This is a genomic window from Paenibacillus sp. B46(2026), from assembly GCF_056786355.1.
The window spans coordinates 4,513,805-4,536,486 of sequence record NZ_CM165907.1 but is presented as its reverse complement, the minus strand read 5'-3'; the positions used below and the strand labels follow the sequence as shown (position 1 = coordinate 4,536,486).

Below are 22,682 nucleotides of genomic sequence, written 5' to 3'. Positions count from 1 at the left end.
ATTTTAGAAATGGGGAAGTTGGTCCAGGTTGTTGGTTGGGTTGCCGTCGGCATCGCCGCGAATGTACATTTCTCCATCCTTGCCTTTAAATACATTCACGCCGGCAATAGCGCCAGCCTTTACTTCTGCAAGTGCCTGCTGGTAATCCAGTACACGTCCTGCTGAAGTCTGAAATGCTGTCAGGTCACCGTCGCCATTTTTCTGTACGGCTGTGAAACTCTCGCGTGTCGTTTGATCCATGATGTCACACTCTCCTTATATGACGAGATAGGAATCTGTTTACCTGATTAGCCTATCCGAATTCCTCGGAAGTATGCACCATATGCTGATAAAGACCTGCCAACGTCGAGGTTTTACAAGCTCTTTTTCATACGAACATGCAGAATATCTGCATCATAAAAAGGTTCTTCCGAAATCACTTCATAGCCCAGTTTTTCATAGAATTTCTGTGCCTGACATTGAGCATCCAGTACAGAATAGGATAAGCCGAGTTCACGTGCCCGTTCCTCCATGGCCAACAGAAGCACACGTCCATAACCGAATGAACGATGAGACTCAAGCACCGCGATCCGCTGCATTTTGGCAGTATCCTTGCTGTAGTAGATCAAACGTCCTGTGGCTACAGCTTGCCCATCCGTACTTAACAATACATGATGCACATCCGGACTGATGACATCGTATTGATCGATCTCAATCTCGGCAGGCACCTGTTGCTCAATCACAAAAACGTGATGTCGAATTCCCAGGGCTTGCTCCAGTTGTTCTTCTGTCGATACATAACTAATCTCAGCTGCCAATTCCATTCCTTCTTTCTGCTCTTGCGCGACATATCAGACTGAATTATACAAAAAAATGTTTTTCCTGTATAGTGGAGTCTGGAACATATTGGGAGAGGAGGGGCTAGTGATGGGCATGGCAGGCATCATGGTAATTACATTGCTTATGTCGGCGGGAATGATTGCTCTGTTGTATTACGTGACCAAGAAAGCATACTCACGCAAGTGGGATGAAGATGAGTAATTCACCTGTTAAGCTTCACGGCAAGACTTCACTGCTTCCTCGCGGAGAATATACATCCTGAATCACAGATTTGGAGTATACGTCCAGCCAGACGGGCAGAGATTCACCATTTTCATTGGGCTGTTGTAATTGTTGGAATTGAACTGTATGTTCATCCCTCTCCAAGCCGCAACCAGTAACGGTTGTAATGAGAATCACAAGCCCAGCGAAGGGGAAGAAGCATTTGGTAAATGTATGTTTATTGGATTTTGACCGTTTTGTTATGTTTCTCATAGGGAATTCACCTCGTTGTAGAAATGGTAATCTTTCCTTTATTGTGCACCATTTCGGGTTAATTATAACTAAATAAATCATTGACAATGAACACGGTTACTTGATATGATACTGTTACTTGATTGGGAAACAATTATATATCATGATCTGTTAGCTCAGCTAAGTATAGTAGTATGAGCGCGATTGATACATCTTAATTATTACAGGGCGATAGCTCAGCGGGAGAGCATTATCTTGACAGGGTAAGGGTCGTGGGTTCGATCCCCACTCGTCCTATATGGAAAATTAAAGGCAACTTCTTTTGAGAATTATATCTCAAGAGGGGTTGTTTTTTTGTAGTAATATGGCTACCTCCAATAATATGTGTAGGTGGTTTTTGTTGATAATAAATTTTAGTGGCACAATTTCTCTTCCTCTTTTTTAAACAAAACTTAAATAAAACATAAATTCAGCGTAAGGTTCGTCTTCTATACTTGGTTCTGAGGTCAATATAGAACATGAAAAGGAGAGAATTTATGAATTATTCAAGTCCATTCACGTCAAAATTAGTGAGAGTAGGGATGGCGGGTACACTGGCCTTAATACTGGCAACAAGCCCACTTGCCAACATGGGGCTTGTTGCCGCGGAAGCAGTCCCAGCACCTGTATCTACGAAGATAGATAACACACAGAAAGACTTCTTGGAGCAGACCCCGATTCAATACCAGATCCAGGCTCGGCTGAATGAGAAGGACATGACGATCCAGGGGAGCGAGAAGGTTACGTATCGCAACACAAGCAAGGATACACTCCAGCAGCTGGTCCTTCATACCTATGCTGATGCGAACCTCTCCAAGTCTACACAGGCGACCATGTTTCAACAAGATAATGAAATGATCAGCACCAATAATCCGGATAAGAAACCGGAAGATTTCCTTGGAGGCATCGATATTCAGGCTGTAACCGCAGATAGCCAATCGCTGGATTTCCATAAGGAAAACCAAGTCTTGACCGTGCAGTTGAAAGAGCCCGTTCAACCAGGCGAATCCGTAATATTCCAACTGGAATTTCATCTGAATATACCCTATGGCTCACAGCGAGTTTCCTATTACAAGGACATGATCAATGGTGCACACTGGTTCCCGGTGATGTCTGTATACGACGAGGTTAAGCATCAGTGGAACAAGGCACCGTATAGTCGAACATTTGAGAGCGATTATTACACCTCATCGGATTTTGAGGTTCAATTAAATGTTCCTGATGAATATCAGGTAGCCATGCCGGGTATGATCACCACTCGTGACAGTACAGAACATGGACGTAAGATTGTGTCTGCTGTAGCCGAGAATACGAGAGAGTTTGTTTTCTTTGCAAGTCCTAATCTTCAAGTGGAGCGCGCTACCCGTAACGGTCTGACGGTGGAATACTATTATTACAACGATGGTCCATCCAAGAAAGAGATAGTTGAGCGGTACATTAATCAGGCATTCAAGGTCATCGATTTTTATAGTGAGAAATATGGCAAGTATCCCTATCCGGAGTTCCGAATTGTCGAGACGTATGTACAAGGCGTTGCTGTGGAGTATGCGAGGCTCATTCAGATGGGACAGATTCATGACGGTGCTGTTCCAGAAGAAGATACAACATTTGTTCATGAAATAGCACATCAGTGGTTCCATGCATTGATCGGTAATAATTCGGAGACAGAATCCTTCCTGGATGAAGGAATTGCAGATTTTTCGATGGTCTATTTTGCCGAGAAACACGGAGACAAGCTTAATGGTTTTAGATCCTTACAATTTGATGATTCATCCGTAGAGGTGGCGATTGCGTCAACGAATGATGAAGTAGAGGACTTGGCTAGTTTGGTCTTCTATCAAAAAGGACGACAAGCGATATACCAGCTTTACCGCTCCGTCGGTGAAGAGAAGTTTGATCACTTTATGAAAGAATATTTCAAGCGATATGTGTACCAAAATGCGACGATTGATGGACTTCTTCATACCATCGAAGATGTGCTCGGAAAAGAACAGCGTATGGAAATGGAGACAGCACTATATAAACCTAATTTTGTGTTGAAGCCTGAATACCAGCTATCGATGGAAGAGCGAACCGCCTATTTCCATGACGTTTTTCAATTACAGTATCAGACAGTCATGAAACTGATTCCGGATTTACCTTTTGAAGTCATGAACCGCATGATGGATAAAGTTCTTCAAGGTGAGCGTTTAACCATTGTGCTCAGTGATCGGGTAAGCAAGATAGCAGACAAGCAGCAGGAAGCAATCGTGAGTCAGCTGACCTCATTTTTGGATATGAGCGGTGTGAAGTATGATGTGGTTAGGGATCGTCGTGAACTGAAGCAAAAGATGAAAAAAGAGATCGGCAACAGCAACCTTATTGTCATTGGCAATGCAAAGTCAAACGGACTGGTACAGGCTTTAAAATTCAACATAATCGACCGGGCGAAACAGACGGGGTTTCCTTGGAAGAATACGATGAATCAACCTCTCGTCGCTGGCGCATACGTAACCAAACATCCCTATAACCAGAATCGATTGATGCTTCACTATTTCTGGAATGAGGATCATCTGAGTGATGCGGCATTTGAATCTTTTAAACAGAAAATGCAGGAGTCTATCGGATTCACTAACGATTTTTACCAGTACTATGTATTGGATAACCAAGGCAAAGAGAAATCCGATAAAAAAGTGGCGAATCCCTTATCTTCACTTTTTGCGGTGGAATAAGTCATTGGTTTAAGAAAACATCTATAGTGCAGTTTCTTCGTTCAAACAGGTTAGCCAATTCTTATTGGTTAGCCTGTTTAGTCATGTTTAACATAAGCAAACCGTTGGTAGTATGCAAACCAGACTTAGAATAATAGGCTGCAAGATGGGCATAATGCTTTAACAGAAAGGCAACTTCATGAATATACTTATCGGGAGTAAACAATAGGAGGGATTAATATGAAGGATCAACATTATCCGGGCGTACCAATGAAAGGGACAGTTGCTGATTACAACTGTAAAGGAAGTAAAGGAATGAACAAAATGAAAGCGTATTCATATAGTGCTAGAATTCGCCCTATCATTCGTGTTACTCAGGAGCCAGCTGTGAATGAGGGTAATGTTGTTGATTTTTTAATCCTATTTAAGGACACTTCGGATGTTTTATATACGCGACCGGTAAATGGTAATACCCTGCTTACCAAGGAGTTGAGTTCCCATGTCTATGACTGAAAATATTGCTCAGGCAGCACTCGATGCAGCGATGAAGGCAAACAGGGCTATTGCGCCTTACGATTATTGCGATGCAGAATCCAGACGGATGTACACGCCTCAATTTGATAAAAAAATGGACAATCCTATGTATACCGCTGCAATGGCAGGTCTTCAATCGATCTATTGGTTTCGGGCGATCAAGGTGAAGGGGCTTATTCCTGATGCAAAAGCAGATTATTATGCTACGTATTCTACCAATCATAATCGTATCGGTGGAATTGGACTTGCTTATTCCAACAGTCCGACAGGACCATGGACCAAACACGGACAGGTGTACCTCGATACCGTGGTTGGGAATTCAACGGAAACTCCATTTGTGATCTGGAACGATGAAGAACAATTGTTCTTCATGTATTATCAACAAAACGGACTTGGGATCAATCAATCGACGGCACTTGCGACCTCTGTAGATATGATTAACTGGACAAGAGTGGGTCTGATTCTGGACAAACCTCCCGGTTTCCCAGGTGATGGTCATACCGGATACTTCTCGTGCTTCAGAAATGGCGGCAAATGGATCGGTTTCTCGGTGATGGGCGGTGGTGACTTTGGCCGTAAATGTATTTGGTATTCTCATGACGGACGTAACTGGTTAGCTGATCCAAGACCATTAATGGGTGGTAATGATGCAACTTTAACAGCGGGAGAAAACATTTCGAGACCCAATGCTGGTGTATTTATGTACAAAGGGAGCATGTGGTGGCTGGGTATGTTATCGGCTTATGCTTCCGGTGGGGTTACGACTGTAGCTCGGCCTGCCATTGCCAAGATCAGCCCAGACTTTCGTCAACTGCTGGAAAAACCTTCAGATATATATTTTCCGGCATTGAGTTGGGAGACGACGAATATGCAATCCTTGATGGTATCCGTTATGGACGGTGTAGTGTACGTGTATTACAATACCGATGATAATATCGGTGTAGCCTATTCGGTGGGGGTGTAGAGATGGTTATACGTGATGCAGCCGGTCAGATCGTGCCCTTTGGAAAGGTCCACAAACAGCTTGTGGCCGATTTTCTTTACGGAACGTTACCGGATTGGGTGGAGGTGGTAGGTACCCCTACGTTTGAGCCTTTGCCCGACAGAGGAACCGTAACAGTTACAACACCGGCAACGGCAGGAGGCACGGCAGAGTTGAAAATGAAACATCTGATTGACAGCTCGAAAGTAACCGCTATTGCGGTCACTGTTGAAGCGCTGCAATTGAACGGGAATATTGGTATCTCGGTTCAGGTCGGTATTAAATCAAAGGATAGCAAAGCAGGAATCACCTTTTTTCAGAACGTCAATCAGAAGTATGGTATGGTCCGTGCCTATAAAGCAGACGGAACGTACACGGATTTTAAGCAAAATATGGTGTTCTTCACCACGCAGGGTGTGGCGGGAGATGAGGCACAGAACCGAAAGAACCTGACAGTGCTGCTCTGCACCGGGTTGCAGTTCTCGGCTGGGTTCGAAAGACCTTCCGTGTGGCTTGGTGCGGATGATCAGTATGGAGGTGTTGCTGCTGACCTTAGCGGTGGGTTGTTCCAACATGGAGAACTGCAATGTCTGTTGAAACTGACCACAAGTAAGGCCGAGGTCAAGTATTTCAAATGTGCACAGGTGAAGGTTGATATCTGGAGTAACTGATTGGAATAACGAAGAGAACAATTTTCAATAGTCCTGTCTTCGATAGAGACTGTTCGTAAGGATAATCGTGTACGATCAGTGTTGACGATAAAAGGTATATGTAGAAGTCGCTCTGTAAGCGGCTTCTTTTTAGTTTTTTTAAATAATGATTTACAAACACAATTAAATTGTGTAAAATCAAATTGTTAGCAAAACAAAAAACAAGAAATCATGTTTAACCAATAAAATTAAATTCGAAGAGGAGTCTTTCACATGAAAACATTATATGAAACTACAGTAATCAATACAGGCGGACGTCAAGGAATTGTACAATCCCCAGATAACGTGTTTATGTTGGATGTTGCTGCACCCCCCGAGCTTGGAGGCAAAGTAACAACGGCTACGAATCCGGAGCAACTGTTTGCAGCGGGATATAGTGCTTGTTTTAACTCCGCGTTGGAGTTTCAATTGAAGAAACACAATGTCACTATTGAGAGAAGTACGGTATCTGCAACGGTAGCGCTGGTTACTGACCCTACAGATAATGGCGTGAAGTTGGAAGTTGAGCTTGAGGTGAAGATCGAGGGACTGGATGAGGAAACAGCGCATAAATTTGTGAAACTTGCTCACGACTACTGCCCGTACTCCAAAGGGATCAAAGGTAACGTCAAAGTTAACGTGGAATTGGCGTAATTATAAAGTCCTATAAAACGTATATTTAAAACTCAAAAGACACCTTTACAAAGCTGCCCCTTTACAAGAGAGGTAAATGTGAAGGTGTTTTTTATTTTTTCAATCAAGTAACGAAGGAGCCATTATGGTTGAAATATACCCCGTTGGGGTATATTATAGATATAAAGATTCAAAACTTAAAGGAGGATGCAATATGAAAAAGTATACCATGATGATGCTGACCCTATTGATCACAACAAGTCTAATGATAAGTGGATGTGGCACAAGCACAGAACAGAAAAGTGACGCTGACAGTGCGGGTGGTAGCCAGAGTCAAACAGAAATGCACCATTCTGATTCTGGAGAGCTGCCATCAGGAATCAAGGATAAGTCTAATCCTACATATCCTGTAGGCAGCCAGGTTATGATGAATGCTGAACACATGCCCGGAATGAAGGGGGCAGAAGCTACGATTGTTGGAGCTTATGAAACGACCGCTTATGCTGTCACGTATACACCAACAACGGGTGGAGAGCCGGTGAAGAATCACCAATGGGTGATTCAGGAGGAAATCAAAGATCACGCAGATCAACCCTATGCAATCGGAACAGAGGTTGAGCTAAACGCTGATCACATGCCTGGTATGGAAGGGGCTACAGCTATAATTGATTCAGCCGAACAGACGACGGTGTACATGGTGGATTACACACCAACAACGGGTGGCGACCCGGTGAAGAATCATAAGTGGGTCACCGAAGATGAGTTGTCTGCACAATAGATGATAGGATTCCGTTACAGAAAAAATCAATTCCACACTCAATTATGGGTTATAATGGTATTAGGATTAAACAAAGATGCTGAAAGGGGAATGTACTTATGATGGATTTTAGCAAACCACCCCATGGCTCTGAGACTGATACCCACCGTCAGCGTCATCAGGAAGATGAACAGAAGTACCTGTCCGGAGGGAAGAGCATCTGGTATGAAATTAGCAATTGGCTCATTCTCGGAGGCATTCTCCTGGTCATTTTCTTATTATTTAAATACGTATTCTAAATAGACACACAACCGGGCGAATCCCCATATGATGCATTACATCAGTAAGCACTTGGGGAAATGGGGAATCCGGGATGGCAAAGGCAAAAGGAAAGAAAGCTCCCGCGCTGAAGAGTGACAAAATTCGTGTGTCCATGAAGTTGGTCACTTCGGATGTATGCGAGAGATGTAAGACACCATGTACACGAGGAATGGAGTACGCTGTGCGGATGAGAACCGAAGGGGCTGTAGGCAAAGGTGTTCCCTGTATACTGACCCGCCATACTTCTTCGTAACTCTGCATGTAATTCCGTATATATAACAATAATAGGACAGAGGCATCCTTTAATGAGGATTGCCTCTTTTTGAGTATTCCAAGGGGTGGAAAAAATGTTGGATAAAAAATGAAAAATGATGAAAAACAGCGCAACTTTGTGGATGAATCTGCAGTATACATGTACAACAGCTAGCAGCAGGGGAGGGAATATTGACGGGATGAAATGGAAACGAATATTGCTTTGTGTCACGGTATTCTCCTTGCTCGGCGGGTCTTTATTGTTTGCGGATTCGGTGAACGAGAAGATTCGAGTTCTCATTAACGGCAAGGAAGCAGCTGACGGAGGTTATCTCATTGATGGAACGACCTATGTACCTGTAAGGGAAGCCGGAGGCGTCGTCAAATGGGATAGCAGTAACAAGAGAGTAACGGTGATCAAACCGAATGTACATATTTTTCTCTTTAAAGGAGATACTGTATTTGGCAACGTTAACGTGGGTAAACTGAAATTCAATGTATTTTCACAAGTGGACAGTTTAACAGCAGATGTAGCTGCCGTGAAAGTAACAATCACTAACCCGAGCGGTCAGGTCAAGGATATCCAGTCACAGGAGCTTACAACGCAGAAGGATAACTTCTGGTTCCGCACATATGATTTTACGTACGATTTCAGTCGTGCTGGCAAGTACCAAGTCGGTTTTCATATTAAAGAAAATGCAAACAGCAACTACGTCCTGGTAGCGGAGAAAATCATTACAGCGCTGAATGATTGAAGCGAAAGTAACGCTACCCCTTTTAAATTGACCTGACTCAATGAACATGTTACGATATGCAAGGTTACACAATTTCTATTTATAAAGCGAGGTATTTCAATGAGCGATCACACACATGAACACGGCGATGGCTGCGGATGCGGGCAAGACCACGACCACGACCACGAGCATGAAGAAGTCCTTCTCACATTAACAGACGAGAACGGCCAAGACGTGGAAATGGTTTTGGTGGAGACGTTTGACGTGGAGAAGCATGTTTATGCGCTCCTGCTGGAACGTAACAATCCTGAAGCTGACGGCATCATCCTGCGTATGGAAGAAGAAGACGAGGAAATGGTGCTCTACAATATTGAAGACGAAGAAGAGTGGAACCGCGTTGAAGCGGCTTACAACGAACTCGTTGCATCACAAGAATAGTCAATCTTTTGGAACATAACATGAAGGCTCCTTGATTTCAAGGGGCCTTTTGTTTGTTTTCAAGAGGTATGTGAGCATTATCTAGACTGTATTGAAAGAAAAATAGACGGAAAAATGCAAACAACTTGTCTCATAAAATAAAAAAGGACCAAGTCTGAGGCTTGGTCCTTCAAGTTCATTCCATTCACAGGGTGATGGAGTTGTGTTAGAAAATGGCATCAGCTTCCACGATCACTTTAACGTTAGTTACGCTGCGATCTTCGGGCCCTTTGACGGGTAATCCAACTTCGACATGGTCGATGATATAATCGATGTTCTCTTGGGTAATAACCTCACCCGGTAACAGGATTGGAATTCCTGGCGGATAGACATAGATGAATTCCGAAATAATACGTCCTGCAGATTCCTTGAATGGAATCACTTCGGTATCACCATAGAATGCATCCCGTGGAGTCAGCATCAACTGTGGAATATCCGGAACTTTAACCACCAGTTCATGGGCCGGGTTCACTTGATAATAGGTACGGGAGAGATCCTGCAAAGCGTTCAGCAAGATGTCCACGCTGTCATCCGTATCTCCTGGCGTGATGAGACACAGAATATTGTACATATCACTAAGTTCGACCTCGATGTTGTAATGTTCACGCAGCCAGTTCTCTGTCTCATATCCTGTAATGCCTAGATGGCGGACATGGATCGTTACTTTGGTGGGATCATAGTTAAAGGTAGCTTCTGTACCCAGCAGCTCTTTGCCGAAGCAATACAGTCCATCCATGTCGTTAATCGAACGTCTGGCGAACTCAGCCAATTCAATCGCCTTCTGTGCAATTTCACGACCGTGGAGTGCCAGATTACGTCTGGATGTGTCGAGTGAAGCGAGCAAAATATATGAAGTTGATGTTGAAGTGAGAAGGCTCAGGATCGTCTGTACACGCTGTGGATTCACGAACCCGTTCTTCGTGTTCAGGTTGAGTACGGAGCTCTGCGTCATGGAGCCACCAAGCTTGTGAACACTGGTTGCAGCCATATCGGCACCTGCTGCCATCGCTGACAACGGCAGATCTTCATGGAAATGAATGAGTACGCCATGTGCTTCATCAACAAGCACAGGGACTTGATAGCTATGTGCTAGCTCAACAATCTCTTTCAGATCTGTTACCACACCGTAATAGGTCGGGTTAATCACGAGCAATGCCTTCGCATCCGGATGACGCTCAAGTGCGCGACGGATAGACTGTGTGGTCACTCCATGGTCAATGCCCAGATTGGCATCTTGTGAAGGAGAGACAAATACGGGTTTCGCGCCTGAGAAAATAATGGCGGAAAGAACTGATTTATGCACATTACGGGGCACAATAATTTTGTCACCCGGTGAGCATACAGACAGAATCATGGTCATGATGGCACTGCTTGTGCCTTGTACACTAAAATAGGTATAATCGGCTCCGAAGGCATCTGCTGCCAAAATCTGTGCTTCCTGAATGACACCGGTTGGCTGATGCAAGTCATCCAACGGTGCGATGTTAATCAAATCTATGGAGAAGGCATTATCGCCAATAAATTCACGGAATTCGGTATCCGCTCCCAATCCTTTTTTATGGCCCGGAATATGAAACTGTACCGGATTGAGTGCCGCATGATTTTTTAAAGCGGTAAACAGCGGCGTACGGTGGTGATTCATCAGTGCTGTCACAACCCTTCGTAATAAAATTGGTAAACAAAGATGAGTATAGCAAATTAAGAACCGAATGCAAGCAGTATAATCGACAAATTTTTAAATTGCCGAGATTTGGGCACATTCCTCAGGGTTACACTATGGATAGGGGATTGGCAAATGAACGCCGAAAGGGGAAAAAGAATGCAAACCGACACAAAACCAGCCAAAATCTTGCGCTCTCCGTTTTTCATCGCGATGTGGCTGACACTTTTTCTAGTTGAAATTATCAAAGGGGCCCTGTTGGTAGCTGTTCTGCCCGTGTATATGGACAATATTCTCGGTCTGTCTGCAGGCGTCATCGGTGTGGCATTTGCTCTTCAATATCTGGGAGATAATCTGTTCCGGGCGCCCTCCGGCTGGGCAGCAGAACGGATCGGGTTTCGTGCAACGATGGTCACAGCCCTAATCTGTACCTTAATCGCTGTTATTATGATCCTTTTTCTTAAAAGTGCATTCGGACTGGCTATGGCCTGTCTGATCCTTGGCATTGGTACGTCACCGCTCTGGCCTTGCGCCATGACAGGGGTGACTGCGATGTCAGGCCCACAGAACAAGAATGGTACAGCAATGGGGGCGCTGGAGATGGCTGCTCTGGGCGGTACAGGGCTTGGACCAGTGGGCATGAACTGGCTGCTGGAGCGCACGCATCATGATTATCGCACCATTTTTCTTGTATTGATGGGGTGTGCCATTCTCGTTATTCTGGTGGCCATGATTCTTCCCGGACGTGTCACTGTTGAAGGCGAGCATGCCGAGCAAGTGGCGAAGAATAGAGATGTGAAATATCCAGCCAAACCGAATCTGCTCACGCCGTTCATCCGGCTGCAAAAGAGTGTGAAGGGCACACTGCAACGGGTGCGCAGTACGCTTAATGTCAATCCACTGGTGTATCCTGCCTTGTTTATGCAGTCGTTTGTCATCGGGCTGCTCAGTCCGGTAATTACGCTATATACACGCACAGACCTGCACATCTCACCGAACCTTTACAGTTTGTTGCTGATTGCAGGTGGTGGAATAACCGTTATTGCCTTACTGCCTGTAGGTAAGATGGTAGACAGGTTTGGCACGAAACCGTTCCTGAACGTTGGTTTTTTGATGGCGGCAGCGAGTCTGTTCGCATTCTCCTCGATAACATCCATTCCGGTGGTGTTTGGTGTTGTCATGCTGGTAGGAATCAGTTATGCCATGATTTTGCCTGCCTGGAATGCTTTTGTAGCTACGCTGATTCCCAAAGGGGAGCGGGGAGCGATCTGGGGCTTCTTCCTTACATTGCAGGGGTCAGGCATGGTTGTAGGCCCCATTGTATCCGGACTGCTGTGGGACCACGTTAGCCATCCGGCCCCATTCATCGGAAGTGCCATCGTCATGGCAGGACTTGCGGTCGTGCACTTTGTATTATCCCGCAATCCGTTTCGCACCGCTCCAGCCAAATAAGCAAAAGAAAGGGAGTTCCACCAACCTTCTTGGTTGTGGAGCTCCCTTTTTCGCGTCCTTTATATCATGGATATCAGGGGCTTGCCCCTATGCTCCTGCGGAAAGCTGCAATCCTGCGGCCCTTTCGGTGAAAAATAGTCAAATAACCAAGTACCCTTACATAAAATGAAGTATAAAATAGGGTAAGCCGATTGAGTAGAAGCGATTGAAGACGAGGGCCGGAGCAATTCCGGTACAGATGGAGGGAGTGCCGTGAATAAGAGTTATGAAGTTGAATATTGCAATCTGGAGCTGCGGTTCAACCGTCGGCATATCCAAAATTTGATCAAAGACCTTATTCGTGAGGGGTATTCACTATATTGGAGCGAGGACGAATCCTTTTTTATCCTGTCTGTCCGTACTGGCCGCAAGCTGGTAAAGCTCCGTTTTCAACAGACACGCAGTGGGAACTATAAGATGACAGGCGATTACATTATCAAGGACGCCAAGCTGGCAGAGTGGCTGGAAAAGCTGATTGGAGATACACGTGGGCATGCGGTTGTGAAGCGATTCAAGGATCAGCAGATGACCGTGGAGAACATTTTATTCGGTGAAGTGATTCGGCTCGTGGAAGTTTCAGGGTTCAAACAGCGTGTGATATTTCAAAAGGAACCTGCGCCAACGGCGGAAGAGATGGAAGAAATGTTCCTCTCGCGTGAAGGCGAGGAAAGGCTCATGTTGTTGCGCATGGAAGTGGACGATGAACTGGAGCGCCTGTACACGGCCATGCAGATGGATAATGTCGAAAAAGCAAATGCTTGCCGTGAGGTCTTAAAACAGCTGTCTGGACATTTGTTAATGCTGGAAGGTTGATCAAGACAAGGCCGTATTTATGAAAATACGATGAACACCTCAGCAGATTGGGGTGTTTTCTCGTTGGGTAACTGTGCCACGGGGTTCACTTCTATACATAAAACCGTTAAAATGGGAGTATTGTTGAGAATTTATTTCAATAAAATTAATTGGAGCAAAGGATGGAGGACCAGATGACAAAACAACAAATCGGCGTAATTGGCCTGGCTGTCATGGGCAAAAATTTGGCCCTTAACATTGAAAGCAGAGGTTTCTCGGTATCGGTATATAACCGTTCCCCGGAGAAAACCAATGATCTTCTGAAAGAAGCTGAGGGTAAAAACCTGACAGGCTCATTCTCCATTGAAGAGTTCGTAGCATCCCTGGAATCCCCGCGCAAAATTTTGATCATGGTACAAGCCGGCAAAGCGACCGACGCTACCATTGAACAACTGCTTCCTCACCTGGATGAGGGCGACATCATCATTGATGGAGGGAACGCATACTTCCCTGACACGCAACGTCGCAGCAAAGAGTTGGAAGACAAAGGCATTCGCTTTATCGGTACAGGTGTATCCGGTGGTGAAGAAGGCGCACTGAAAGGCCCTTCCATCATGCCAGGTGGACAGGAAAGTGCTTATAAACTGGTTGAACCGATCCTGACGGCGATCTCGGCCAAAGTCGGTGACGATCCATGTTGTACATATATTGGACCAGACGGTGCCGGACACTATGTGAAAATGGTGCATAACGGTATCGAGTACGGAGACATGCAGTTGATTGGTGAAGCGTACCACTTGCTCAAATCCGTATTGAACGTTTCCGTTGAAGAGCTTCATGCGATCTTTACGGAATGGAACCAAGGAGAGCTGGATAGCTACCTGATCGAAATCACGGCAGATATCTTCTCCAAATACGATCCGGAAACCGGCAAACCAATGGTTGACGTCATTCTGGACGCTGCTGGACAAAAAGGAACAGGTAAATGGACAAGCCAAAGCGCGCTGGATCTCGGCGTACCATTGTCCATGATTACAGAATCCGTATTCTCCCGGTTCTTGTCTGCGATGAAGGACGAGCGTGTAGCAGCTAGCAAAATCCTGAGTGGACCAGCGACGGAAGCGTTCTCCGGCGACAAAAAAGCGTTCATCGAGAGCGTGCGTAAAGCCCTCTTCGCAAGTAAAATCGTATCCTACGCACAAGGGTTTGCACAAATGCGTGCAGCTTCCGACGAGTATGGCTGGGATCTGAAATATGGCAACATTGCCATGATCTTCCGTGGCGGCTGCATCATCCGTTCACAGTTCCTGCAAAACATCAAGGAAGCTTATGATAAAGACGCAGCACTGAAAAACCTGCTCTTGGATCCTTACTTCCAAAACATCGTTGAGTCTTATCAAGGCGCTTGGCGTGAAGTTGTAGCGGCGGCTGTAAAACAAGGTGTTCCGGTACCTGGCTTCTCCAGCGCACTGTCTTACTACGACAGCTACCGTACGGAGCGTTTGCCCGCAAACTTGCTGCAGGCTCAACGTGACTACTTCGGCGCTCACACGTTCAAACGTGTAGACAAAGAAGGCAGCTTCCACCACAACTGGATGGAGTAGTACCACATATACGAGTCGATGAGATTTGGCTAAAGCGCCCTTAAGCAGGAGCTTTGACCTGTTGAGAGGCTCGAAAGAGGCTTGGCGTTCCGGTTATTGCCGGTTAACGCCAGGCCTCTTTTTTTCGTGAATAAGCTCATTGGAGTTCGTTAGGTTGCTGGTTGGTTACTGATGGAGAGATCTTGGGGCTCAAAAGTACTTCAGTATGATCTGGCGTCCTTAAGATGCGGAAGTTACTTGATCTGCCTTGAAAGTATTCATGGATGTTCGAAAGGAAGTCGGTAAGGGTGATGGTCTTTCCCAGTCCGCGGGGCTGTGTTATGATAGGACAAAAGTGCTCACGAATTGCTTGAATTAAAGGAGTGTACACCTTGAGCAAGTCTAACAATATTATTCTCATCGGCATGATGGGAACCGGCAAATCAACCGTCGCTGACATGCTTGCACGCGAGCTTGGTTACCGATTGATTGATGTGGACGCCGCGGTGGAGAAAGAGGAAGGCTGTACGATTCCAGAACTGTTCACTGGCAAGGGCGAGACGTATTTCCGTGATGCCGAGAGTCGCATGTTGTGCTCGGTACTGGAGAAAAAGTCACAGGTCATAGCGACCGGAGGTGGCGTGGTGCTTCGTTCGGATAATTGTGACGTGATGTCGAAGAATGGTTGGGTTGTTGCCCTGACTGCTGATCCGGCAGTGATTGTAGAGCGTGTTAGCGGTTGTGACAATCGCCCGCTTCTCGCAGGCAATGCAGAGGAACGCATTCAGACGATTATGGAAGAACGAAAAGATGCATACCGGTTCGCGCATTATACGGTGGATACAACCGAGTTATCCGCTGGTGAAGTGACTCGTTTAATTTTAGCGCATTACCGCGTCTAAGCTTGTTATCATCGAAGTTTGTTGCTTGATAGAGGGTAGCAGATATAAGAAAACGGGCCATATTGGCCCGTTTGCCGGAGTGGAGTAGAGTCACGAGTTTATAGTGTCTTAGCTCCGATTCTTTCTAGTCTTCCTGTTGCCATTGAAGCATGCCGCCGATCATGTTCGTACAGCCTTCATATCCGAGTTGCTGCAGATATTCACAGGCACGTTCACTGCGGTAACCGCTACGACAGATGATGACAATCTCGCCTGTCTTATCAATCTCAGACAGTCGGTCTGGAATCTGTCCAAGCGGGATATGCTTGGCTCCTTCGATCATGCCTTGCGCGACTTCATCGTCCTCGCGGACGTCTATCATCTGCAGCTTCTCTCCCGCCTGTAAACGGCGGCGCAGCTCAGACGTTTCAATTTCAGCTATTTGTGTCATATTCAGGTCCTCTTTTCTGTATGGACTTAACGCCTATAATGATACCCAAGCGATGTACGGAATGTCAATTTGGCGACAATATAATCAATGAAGGAGAATTTCATCCATGGACGTTATTGTTAAACCAACCCCTACCCTGAACGGGGAAATCGGAGCTCTGTCCTCCAAAAACTATACTACCCGCTATTTGCTGGCTGCTGCGTTGGCAGAAGGCACAAGTACCATTCATTTCCCGGCACACAGTGAAGACAGTGACGCCATGCGCAGATGTATTCGCGATCTTGGGGCAGTGCTTGAAGAGGACGACAGCAAGATTGTGATCCAGGGTTTCGGCAGTCATCCTCGTGATGTGCGTGAATTGAATGTAGGGAATGCGGGTGCTGTACTTCGTTTTCTGATGGGCGTTACGGCGCTCTGTCCTGAAGTTACCTTTGTGAATACGTACCCGGATTCGCTCGGCAAACGGCCGCATGATGACCTGATCGATGCACTGGGTCAACTGGGTGTAGAAGTGCAGCACGAACAGGGGCGCTTGCCGATTACAATCAAAGGCGGTAACGCCAAGGGTGGACATATTCGTGTATCCGGCTCCGTCAGCTCCCAATATCTGAGCGCATTGTTGTTTGTTACGCCTTTGCTTGGAGAAGACAGCACCATTGAAGTGCTGAATGACCTGAAATCCAAGGTCGTGATCGGACAGACCCTGGAAGTGCTGGAGCAGGCAGGCATCGTTATCCATGCAAGTGATGATTACATGTCCTTCCGTGTACCAGGTGGACAGGCTTACCAGCCAACGACCTACACGGTTCAAGGAGACTATCCGGGCTCGGCAGCGGTTCTTGCCGCAGCAGCGGTTACACAGTCTGATGTGAAGATTTTGCGTTTGATGGAGCAGAGCAAACAAGGTGAACGTGCTATCGTTGACGTTCTGCGCATGATGGAAGTACCGCTGACACATGAGAACGATGTCGTACACGTTCAAGGCAATGGCAGATTGAAAGCGATCGAATTCGACGGGGATGCTGCGACGGACGCCGTTTTGGCTATGGTAGCCGCAGCTGTGTTTGCGGAAGGCACGTCACGGTTCTATAATGTAGAGAACCTGCGTTACAAGGAATGTGACCGAATCACTGATTATTTGAACGAACTGCGGAAGGCAGGAGCGAACGTGGAAGAGCGTCAAGCTGAGATTATCGTACATGGACGTCCGGAAGGCGTCGAAGGCGGCGTTGAGATTAACGCTCATTACGATCATCGCGTAATTATGGCGCTTACAGTCGTTGGTCTGCGTTCCAAGGAGCCGCTTCGTATTCGGGATGCACACCATGTAGCCAAGTCTTATCCGCAATATTTCGATCATTTGCAGGCGCTTGGCGCCTCGGTTCAATGGGTAAAAGAGTAAAACAACTGAAAACCTGTCTTTTGAACACGCACTTTAATCAGAAAAGGATGGTGCTTGAACATGGAATTTAACAACCCTACTCGTGAAGAAATTGGACAACTTTTGCGCAATGCAGGCAACATCGCAGTCGTCGGCTTATCAGACAAATCGGATCGTACGTCCTATATGGTAGCAGAAGCCATGCAGAGCAGAGGCTATCGCATCATCCCGGTTAACCCACAGGTACAGGGGGAAATTCTCGGAGAGACGGTATATGCCACGCTTGCGGATATTCCAGAGCCGGTAGACATTGTTAACGTGTTTCGCCGCGAGGAGTTTTGTGCGGATGTGGCTCGTGACGCTGCTGCCATCAAAGCGAATGTACTGTGGCTGCAGCTTGGCATCCATAGTGATGAAGCGGTCCAGATTGCTGCGGAGAACGGCATGACAGCGGTAACGAATCGTTGCATCAAGGTAGAGGATTCCATCGTTCTGCGCGGCGGTGGACGCGGCTGAGAAGCCCGTTCACCTGTGATCGGATGATCTCCTGATCGCACCCAATTGAATGTATATAGGATGAATCCCGTTAACTTGAAGTTGACGGGATTTTTTCTATGCTATTTTGCCGTATTAATTACCAATTGGTTACTGTTTTGCTTTGACAAAACGTTGCGTAAAGCTTACCATCTAGGATAGAAAGGAGAGGTCGCCATGAATTGGCTCGGATCCTTGCAGCAGCTCGGACGAGCGGTAATGCTGCCTACAATGGTCCTGCCCGCCGCTGCAATTTTGCTCAGTGTTGGCAGTCTGCCTTGGGACGCCTGGGGATTGGATGTTGTCGGTGAAGTGTCTACCGTGGCCGGACACGGTATTTTTTATTTCTTACCGTATTTGTTCGCTGTCGGTGTAGCACTGGGACTCTCCAACCAGGCCGGACAAGCGGGACTCGCTGCGCTGGCTGGTATCGTGATATATGATCAGGTGACCCGCAACTTCAGCGACGGCACCGTTCAGCCCGCTTCCTTAATTGGAATCATACTCGGCGCGCTTGCCGGGGGAATGCATAATCGGTTCAAAAGTATTAAATTACCTGAAATTTTACAATTTTTCGGGGGTTCGAGGTTTGTTTTACTCATTGTTGGACTCTGCTCGGCACTGTTCTCTTGTTTTATGTTATGGCTTGCTCCGATCCTGCAGCATGGATTGAACGGCATTGCCACTTGGGAATACAGTCTCGGGGGTTTTGGACTGTTCATTTACGGGGTGTTATACAGGGTGCTGGTCGCTTTCGGGCTTCATCACCTGCTTAACAATGTGTTTTGGTTCCAGTTAGGGACGTTTGAAACGCCTGATGGTAACATTGTGCAAGGGGATTTGCCCCGATTTTTTGCAGGTGATCCAACAGCAGGATTCTTTATGGCAGGTTTGTTTCCCATCATGATGTTTGCCATTCCGGCAATAGCCTTTGCTATTATTCAGGAAGCCAGAGAAGATCTGAAACCGAAAATCAAGAAAACTTTTCTGACATCGGCACTCGTTTGTTTTCTAACTGGAGTATCGGAACAGATTGAGTTTGCTTTTTTGTTCGCGGCACCTTATCTGTTCATCGTGCATGCAGTGATGTCCGGCGTTGCCATGTGGATTAGTTACTGGCTCGATATCCGGCATGGATTTTCTTACTCCGCAGGTATTATTGATTACATACTCAATTTCCATCTATCGGAGAATGCTTGGAAGCTCATTCCGATTGGCATACTATATGGGCTGGTTTACTACTTCCTGTTCCGATGGGCGATTCGTACATTCAAGATTCCAACACCGGGACGTGAAGAGGGATCGATGCTGGAAGATTGGGTAGGGAACATTCCTTATCAGGCCCCTTTGATTCTCGAAGCATTGGGTGGAAAAGGAAATATTGTACAGGTTGAGGCCTGTATTACACGCCTTCGCCTGACTGTGCATGATGACCGCCTGATCGACACGGCGGCCATGAAGAGTATGGGGTCCGCCGGACTGATCAAGCTGGGCGGCGGTAACGTACAGGTGGTATTCGGTACCTACTCGGAATTGATCCGGGAAGAAATCGCGAAACTGCTCGAAAGAGATCTGCAACAGGTTCTGTTCTGTGCTCCCGTTCAGGGGAAGATGCTACCGATTGAAGAGGTTCCAGATCAGATCTTTGCAGCCAAGCTTGTCGGGGATGGGGTAGCCTTTGTCCCGGAACGTGGAGAGCTGGTATCACCTGTGTATGGAACGATTATGCATCTGTACCCGACCATGCACGCCCTGGGGATTTCCACCCGTGAAGGGCTTGAGGTGTTGCTGCATATCGGCATCGATACATCTCAGTTGAAAGGTCATTTTGAAGCTTTTGTTCAGGAGGGCGATACGGTGGAGCCAGGGCAATTGTTGATTAAGTTTGATCTGGCGGTACTTCGCGAGCAAGCGGCGTCACTGACAACACCCATGGTAATTACGAATCCGGATCGTGTAAAATCATGGAGTTTTGCTCCATTTAAGCAAGTAAAGAAAGGTCAGGCATCCGTTATGTCCGTGGTGCTCTATGACAGGAACGTTGGAGGGGTAGAATGAAGATACAAGGCATCAACGGAGCTGCAGGCATAGCCATCGGCAAAGCATTTGTCCTGCCCAGTTGGGAATGGGATCTGCCGGATCAGAAGATGGATTCGGTAGATCTCGCCCAGGAGTTCGAACGGCTGTATGAGGGCATACGGACATCAAAGGATGAGATCGAATATATCAAAAATGAGTTCAAGGAAGTCGTTGGTCCCGAGGAGTCCAGTATTTTTGATGCACATCTGGCCATCCTCGAAGATCCGGTATTCATGAACGAAATCCGCGGCATTATCGAGCGTCAGTACAAGGCTGCAGAAGTGGCGGTCAAAGAAGCCATTGACCACTTTGTTACGATGTTTGACCTGCTGGAAGATGAATATATGAAGGAGCGGGCTATTGACATCAAGGATGTGGGTAACCGTCTGCTCAAGCATTTGCTCGGCGCACCGGAGATTACACTTCCTTCGGATACCCAGCCTTATGTACTTGTTGCGAAAGAGCTGTCGCCCTCTCAACTGGCACATCTTAATCCCACTCATGTGCTGGGCATTGTAACCTTGATTGGCGGGAAAACATCACATTCAGCAATTATGGCTCGTGCACTTGGCATTCCTCTCGTTTCCGGTCTGGAAGCGAGTCTTGGCATGCCGGTAGAGACAGGTGATATGCTTGTGGTAGATGGTGACAATGGTTTGGTATTTACCGATCCGGACCGCAAGACGATAGACCGCTATACGATGCTTCGCAGCAAACAGTTGAAGAAAAAGGAACAACTTCAGGTGCTTGCAACGGTGGATGCTGTAACCAAAGACGGAGCTGTATTACATCTTGCTTCCAATATCAGTTCCGTGAAGGAACTGGACATGGCTTTGAAACATGGAGCCAAGGGTGTAGGCTTGTTCCGGACAGAGTTCCTGTATATGGACCGGGCTACATTTCCGGGAGAGCAAGAACAATATGAGGTATACCGCCTTGTGGCAGAGAAAACAGCAGGCCAATCCGTTGTCATTCGTACACTGGATATTGGTGGTGACAAGCAGCTTGATTATTTTGAGCTTCCAGAGGAAGACAATCCGTTTCTGGGATACCGTGCAATTCGGATTAGTCTGGACCGCAAGGATCTGTTCAAAACACAGCTTACAGCCATTCTGCGTGCCAGTGCTGCTGGTAATGTCAAAATTATGTATCCGATGATCTCTTCGGTGGAAGAGCTTCAGCAGGCCAATGAGATTCTTCGTGAGGCGATGTCCGATCTGGACGAGCGGGGACTGTCATACGATCCTCACATTCAGGTGGGGATCATGATTGAAGTTCCAGCAGCAGTGATGATTGCAGATCTGCTCGCTGAGGAAGCGGACTTCTTCAGTATCGGTACGAATGATCTGGTTCAGTATGTACTGGCAGTAGATCGAATGAACGAACAGATTGCCCATATGTATCATCCTTATCATCCGGCTGTTCTGCGGATGCTTCGTGCCACAGCAGATGCGGCTCACACAGCCGGCATTGATGTGAGTGTGTGCGGGGAGATGGCTGGGGACGAACGTGCCATTCCGCTTTGGTTGGAGCTTGGCATTCGCCATTTGAGTATGTCTACACAATCCCTGTTGCGTGTGAAGCACAGAGTGTTGAATACAACGGCATCAGCAGCCAAGGAAGAAGCTCGTAAGTGCTTCGCCCTACGGACCAGCGGTGATATTGAGGAACGTCTGCAGGTTTTTAATGACTCTACGGGAAATTCAGACGAACAGAGTGGATCGAATGCATCGTGAATTGGATAATTGGATATAAATACCTTTAAGTTAATATATTTACATTTGTGATAATTATTTATCGGTAAACTTGTGTTAGCAAAATAACCCCACTGTGCATGAGAGCACAATGGGGTTATTTTTACTTGTCAGCGAGTGCATCACAGAATGCCTTACCATAAGGTGGAAGGTCGGGCGGACGACGTGCTGAGATGATATGTCCATCGACAACAACCGCTTCATCTTTCCAGATGGCACCTGCATTTTCCATGTCATCCCGAATGCCTGGTGTAGAGGTTACCGTAACCCCGTCCAGAATTTTGGCAGAAATCAGCACCCAGCCCGCATGACAGATCTGTCCAATCGGTTTCCGGTCGGCATTCATTTCCTTCACAAGCTCCAGAACTTTGGGATAACGACGCAGCTTGTCTGGCGCCCAGCCGCCTGGCACGAGAATGCCATCGTAATCTGAACTGTCGAGTTCATCGAAACTGTATTCCGCTTCAGCAGGCACGCCATATTTGCCAATATAGGTTTTTCCTTTTTTCTCTCCAGCAAGATGTACTTCTGCACCTTCTTCACGAACACGATGCACAGGGTACCACAATTCTAAATCCTCGAATTCTTCATCGACCAGAGCGATGACTTTTTTACCGGTTAATCTCATGTCCATCTCTCCTTTTGCGGTGATTAGGTCTGTTGCGTCTTTAATTGTAACAGATTCACCAAGGGACT

Annotated in this window: 24 protein-coding genes and 1 tRNA gene; 19 read left to right on the top strand and 6 right to left on the bottom strand. The window is 46.6% G+C overall.

Annotated elements, in window-relative coordinates; translation table 11 throughout:
* Positions 1 to 3 precede the first annotated feature (3 nt).
* From AC1S8V_RS20315 to AC1S8V_RS20305, 3 genes are all read right to left on the bottom strand, one after another.
* Positions 4 to 240: a DUF3892 domain-containing protein gene (locus AC1S8V_RS20315; protein ID WP_482070505.1), complete on the bottom strand. Its 237-nt coding sequence runs from the start codon at positions 238 to 240 to the stop codon at positions 4 to 6.
* A 113-nt stretch (positions 241 to 353) separates the two neighbouring features.
* The gene (locus AC1S8V_RS20310) at positions 354 to 797 is read right to left on the bottom strand and encodes a GNAT family N-acetyltransferase (protein ID WP_237175710.1); all 444 of its coding nucleotides are present in this window, start codon (positions 795 to 797) and stop codon (positions 354 to 356) included.
* Between the two features lie 238 nt (positions 798 to 1,035).
* Complete coding sequence (locus AC1S8V_RS20305; RefSeq protein WP_482070504.1) at positions 1,036 to 1,293, bottom strand: hypothetical protein; 258 nt, start codon at positions 1,291 to 1,293, stop codon at positions 1,036 to 1,038.
* 204 nt (positions 1,294 to 1,497) lie between these two features.
* On the opposite strand from AC1S8V_RS20305, the gene AC1S8V_RS20300 reads away from it, so the two are divergent.
* The 11 genes from AC1S8V_RS20300 to AC1S8V_RS20250 all read left to right on the top strand — a co-directional run bounded on the left by AC1S8V_RS20300 (position 1,498) and on the right by AC1S8V_RS20250 (position 9,341).
* Positions 1,498 to 1,569: transfer RNA gene (locus tag AC1S8V_RS20300), tRNA-Val, on the top strand.
* A 239-nt stretch (positions 1,570 to 1,808) separates the two neighbouring features.
* Entirely contained in the window at positions 1,809 to 4,022 is a 2,214-nt protein-coding gene (locus AC1S8V_RS20295) for a M1 family metallopeptidase (RefSeq protein ID WP_482070503.1), read from the top strand.
* Positions 4,023 to 4,241: 219 nt separating this feature from the next.
* A complete protein-coding gene (locus AC1S8V_RS20290) occupies positions 4,242 to 4,514 on the top strand; it encodes a hypothetical protein (RefSeq protein ID WP_482070502.1) in 273 nt (90 codons plus the stop codon).
* Entirely contained in the window at positions 4,501 to 5,499 is a 999-nt protein-coding gene (locus tag AC1S8V_RS20285; RefSeq protein WP_482070501.1) for a hypothetical protein, read from the top strand. The genes AC1S8V_RS20290 and AC1S8V_RS20285 overlap by 14 nt, the downstream gene beginning before the upstream one ends.
* Before the next feature lie 2 nt (positions 5,500 to 5,501).
* Positions 5,502 to 6,188: a hypothetical protein gene (locus AC1S8V_RS20280; protein ID WP_482070500.1), complete on the top strand. Its 687-nt coding sequence runs from the start codon at positions 5,502 to 5,504 to the stop codon at positions 6,186 to 6,188.
* 252 nt (positions 6,189 to 6,440) lie between these two features.
* Positions 6,441 to 6,860, top strand: coding sequence for an organic hydroperoxide resistance protein (locus tag AC1S8V_RS20275; RefSeq protein WP_482070499.1), 420 nt, complete (start codon positions 6,441 to 6,443; stop codon positions 6,858 to 6,860).
* A 193-nt stretch (positions 6,861 to 7,053) separates the two neighbouring features.
* The gene (locus tag AC1S8V_RS20270; RefSeq protein WP_482070498.1) at positions 7,054 to 7,617 is read left to right on the top strand and encodes a YdhK family protein; all 564 of its coding nucleotides are present in this window, start codon (positions 7,054 to 7,056) and stop codon (positions 7,615 to 7,617) included.
* Between the two features lie 98 nt (positions 7,618 to 7,715).
* Positions 7,716 to 7,895, top strand: coding sequence for a hypothetical protein (locus AC1S8V_RS20265; protein ID WP_145322913.1), 180 nt, complete (start codon positions 7,716 to 7,718; stop codon positions 7,893 to 7,895).
* 74 nt (positions 7,896 to 7,969) lie between these two features.
* Positions 7,970 to 8,170: a hypothetical protein gene (locus AC1S8V_RS20260; RefSeq protein WP_482070497.1), complete on the top strand. Its 201-nt coding sequence runs from the start codon at positions 7,970 to 7,972 to the stop codon at positions 8,168 to 8,170.
* Positions 8,171 to 8,369: 199 nt separating this feature from the next.
* Positions 8,370 to 8,924, top strand: a complete 555-nt coding sequence (locus AC1S8V_RS20255; RefSeq protein WP_278298976.1) for a stalk domain-containing protein — start codon at positions 8,370 to 8,372, stop codon at positions 8,922 to 8,924.
* 99 nt (positions 8,925 to 9,023) lie between these two features.
* Positions 9,024 to 9,341: a DUF1292 domain-containing protein gene (locus AC1S8V_RS20250; protein WP_036614722.1), complete on the top strand. Its 318-nt coding sequence runs from the start codon at positions 9,024 to 9,026 to the stop codon at positions 9,339 to 9,341.
* 205 nt (positions 9,342 to 9,546) lie between these two features.
* Here AC1S8V_RS20250 and AC1S8V_RS20245 read toward each other — a convergent pair whose 3' ends face one another.
* Complete coding sequence (locus AC1S8V_RS20245) at positions 9,547 to 11,022, bottom strand: aminotransferase class I/II-fold pyridoxal phosphate-dependent enzyme (protein ID WP_347399959.1); 1,476 nt, start codon at positions 11,020 to 11,022, stop codon at positions 9,547 to 9,549.
* Between the two features lie 177 nt (positions 11,023 to 11,199).
* Between AC1S8V_RS20245 and AC1S8V_RS20240 the strand changes: the two genes are divergently transcribed.
* The 4 genes from AC1S8V_RS20240 to AC1S8V_RS20225 all read left to right on the top strand — a co-directional run bounded on the left by AC1S8V_RS20240 (position 11,200) and on the right by AC1S8V_RS20225 (position 15,808).
* A complete protein-coding gene (locus AC1S8V_RS20240) occupies positions 11,200 to 12,492 on the top strand; it encodes an MFS transporter (protein WP_482070496.1) in 1,293 nt (430 codons plus the stop codon).
* Positions 12,493 to 12,744: 252 nt separating this feature from the next.
* Positions 12,745 to 13,344: a hypothetical protein gene (locus tag AC1S8V_RS20235; protein ID WP_482070495.1), complete on the top strand. Its 600-nt coding sequence runs from the start codon at positions 12,745 to 12,747 to the stop codon at positions 13,342 to 13,344.
* Positions 13,345 to 13,517: 173 nt separating this feature from the next.
* Positions 13,518 to 14,927 carry an NADP-dependent phosphogluconate dehydrogenase gene (gndA, locus tag AC1S8V_RS20230; RefSeq protein ID WP_145322900.1) on the top strand — a complete coding sequence of 470 codons (1,410 nt, stop codon included), beginning with the start codon at positions 13,518 to 13,520 and terminating at the stop codon, positions 14,925 to 14,927.
* Positions 14,928 to 15,298: 371 nt separating this feature from the next.
* On the top strand, positions 15,299 to 15,808 hold the full coding sequence (locus AC1S8V_RS20225) for a shikimate kinase (protein WP_260871033.1): 510 nt from the start codon (positions 15,299 to 15,301) through the stop codon (positions 15,806 to 15,808).
* Positions 15,809 to 15,932: 124 nt separating this feature from the next.
* Here AC1S8V_RS20225 and AC1S8V_RS20220 read toward each other — a convergent pair whose 3' ends face one another.
* A complete protein-coding gene (locus AC1S8V_RS20220) occupies positions 15,933 to 16,238 on the bottom strand; it encodes a rhodanese-like domain-containing protein (RefSeq protein WP_482070494.1) in 306 nt (101 codons plus the stop codon).
* Between the two features lie 106 nt (positions 16,239 to 16,344).
* Here AC1S8V_RS20220 and aroA point away from each other — a divergent pair, with 106 nt between their 5' ends.
* From aroA to ptsP, 4 genes are all read left to right on the top strand, one after another.
* A complete protein-coding gene (aroA, locus tag AC1S8V_RS20215) occupies positions 16,345 to 17,640 on the top strand; it encodes a 3-phosphoshikimate 1-carboxyvinyltransferase (RefSeq protein ID WP_482070493.1) in 1,296 nt (431 codons plus the stop codon).
* Positions 17,641 to 17,700: 60 nt separating this feature from the next.
* Positions 17,701 to 18,135, top strand: a complete 435-nt coding sequence (locus AC1S8V_RS20210) for a CoA-binding protein (protein WP_482070492.1) — start codon at positions 17,701 to 17,703, stop codon at positions 18,133 to 18,135.
* A 195-nt stretch (positions 18,136 to 18,330) separates the two neighbouring features.
* A complete protein-coding gene (locus tag AC1S8V_RS20205; protein ID WP_482070491.1) occupies positions 18,331 to 20,211 on the top strand; it encodes a glucose PTS transporter subunit IIA in 1,881 nt (626 codons plus the stop codon).
* Complete coding sequence (gene ptsP, locus AC1S8V_RS20200; protein ID WP_482070490.1) at positions 20,208 to 21,968, top strand: phosphoenolpyruvate--protein phosphotransferase; 1,761 nt, start codon at positions 20,208 to 20,210, stop codon at positions 21,966 to 21,968. Before AC1S8V_RS20205 ends, ptsP begins: the two co-directional genes overlap by 4 nt.
* Before the next feature lie 121 nt (positions 21,969 to 22,089).
* On the opposite strand, the gene AC1S8V_RS20195 is transcribed toward ptsP, so the two are convergent.
* Positions 22,090 to 22,614, bottom strand: coding sequence for a type 1 glutamine amidotransferase domain-containing protein (locus AC1S8V_RS20195; protein WP_036674874.1), 525 nt, complete (start codon positions 22,612 to 22,614; stop codon positions 22,090 to 22,092).
* Positions 22,615 to 22,682: the final 68 nt, after the last annotated feature.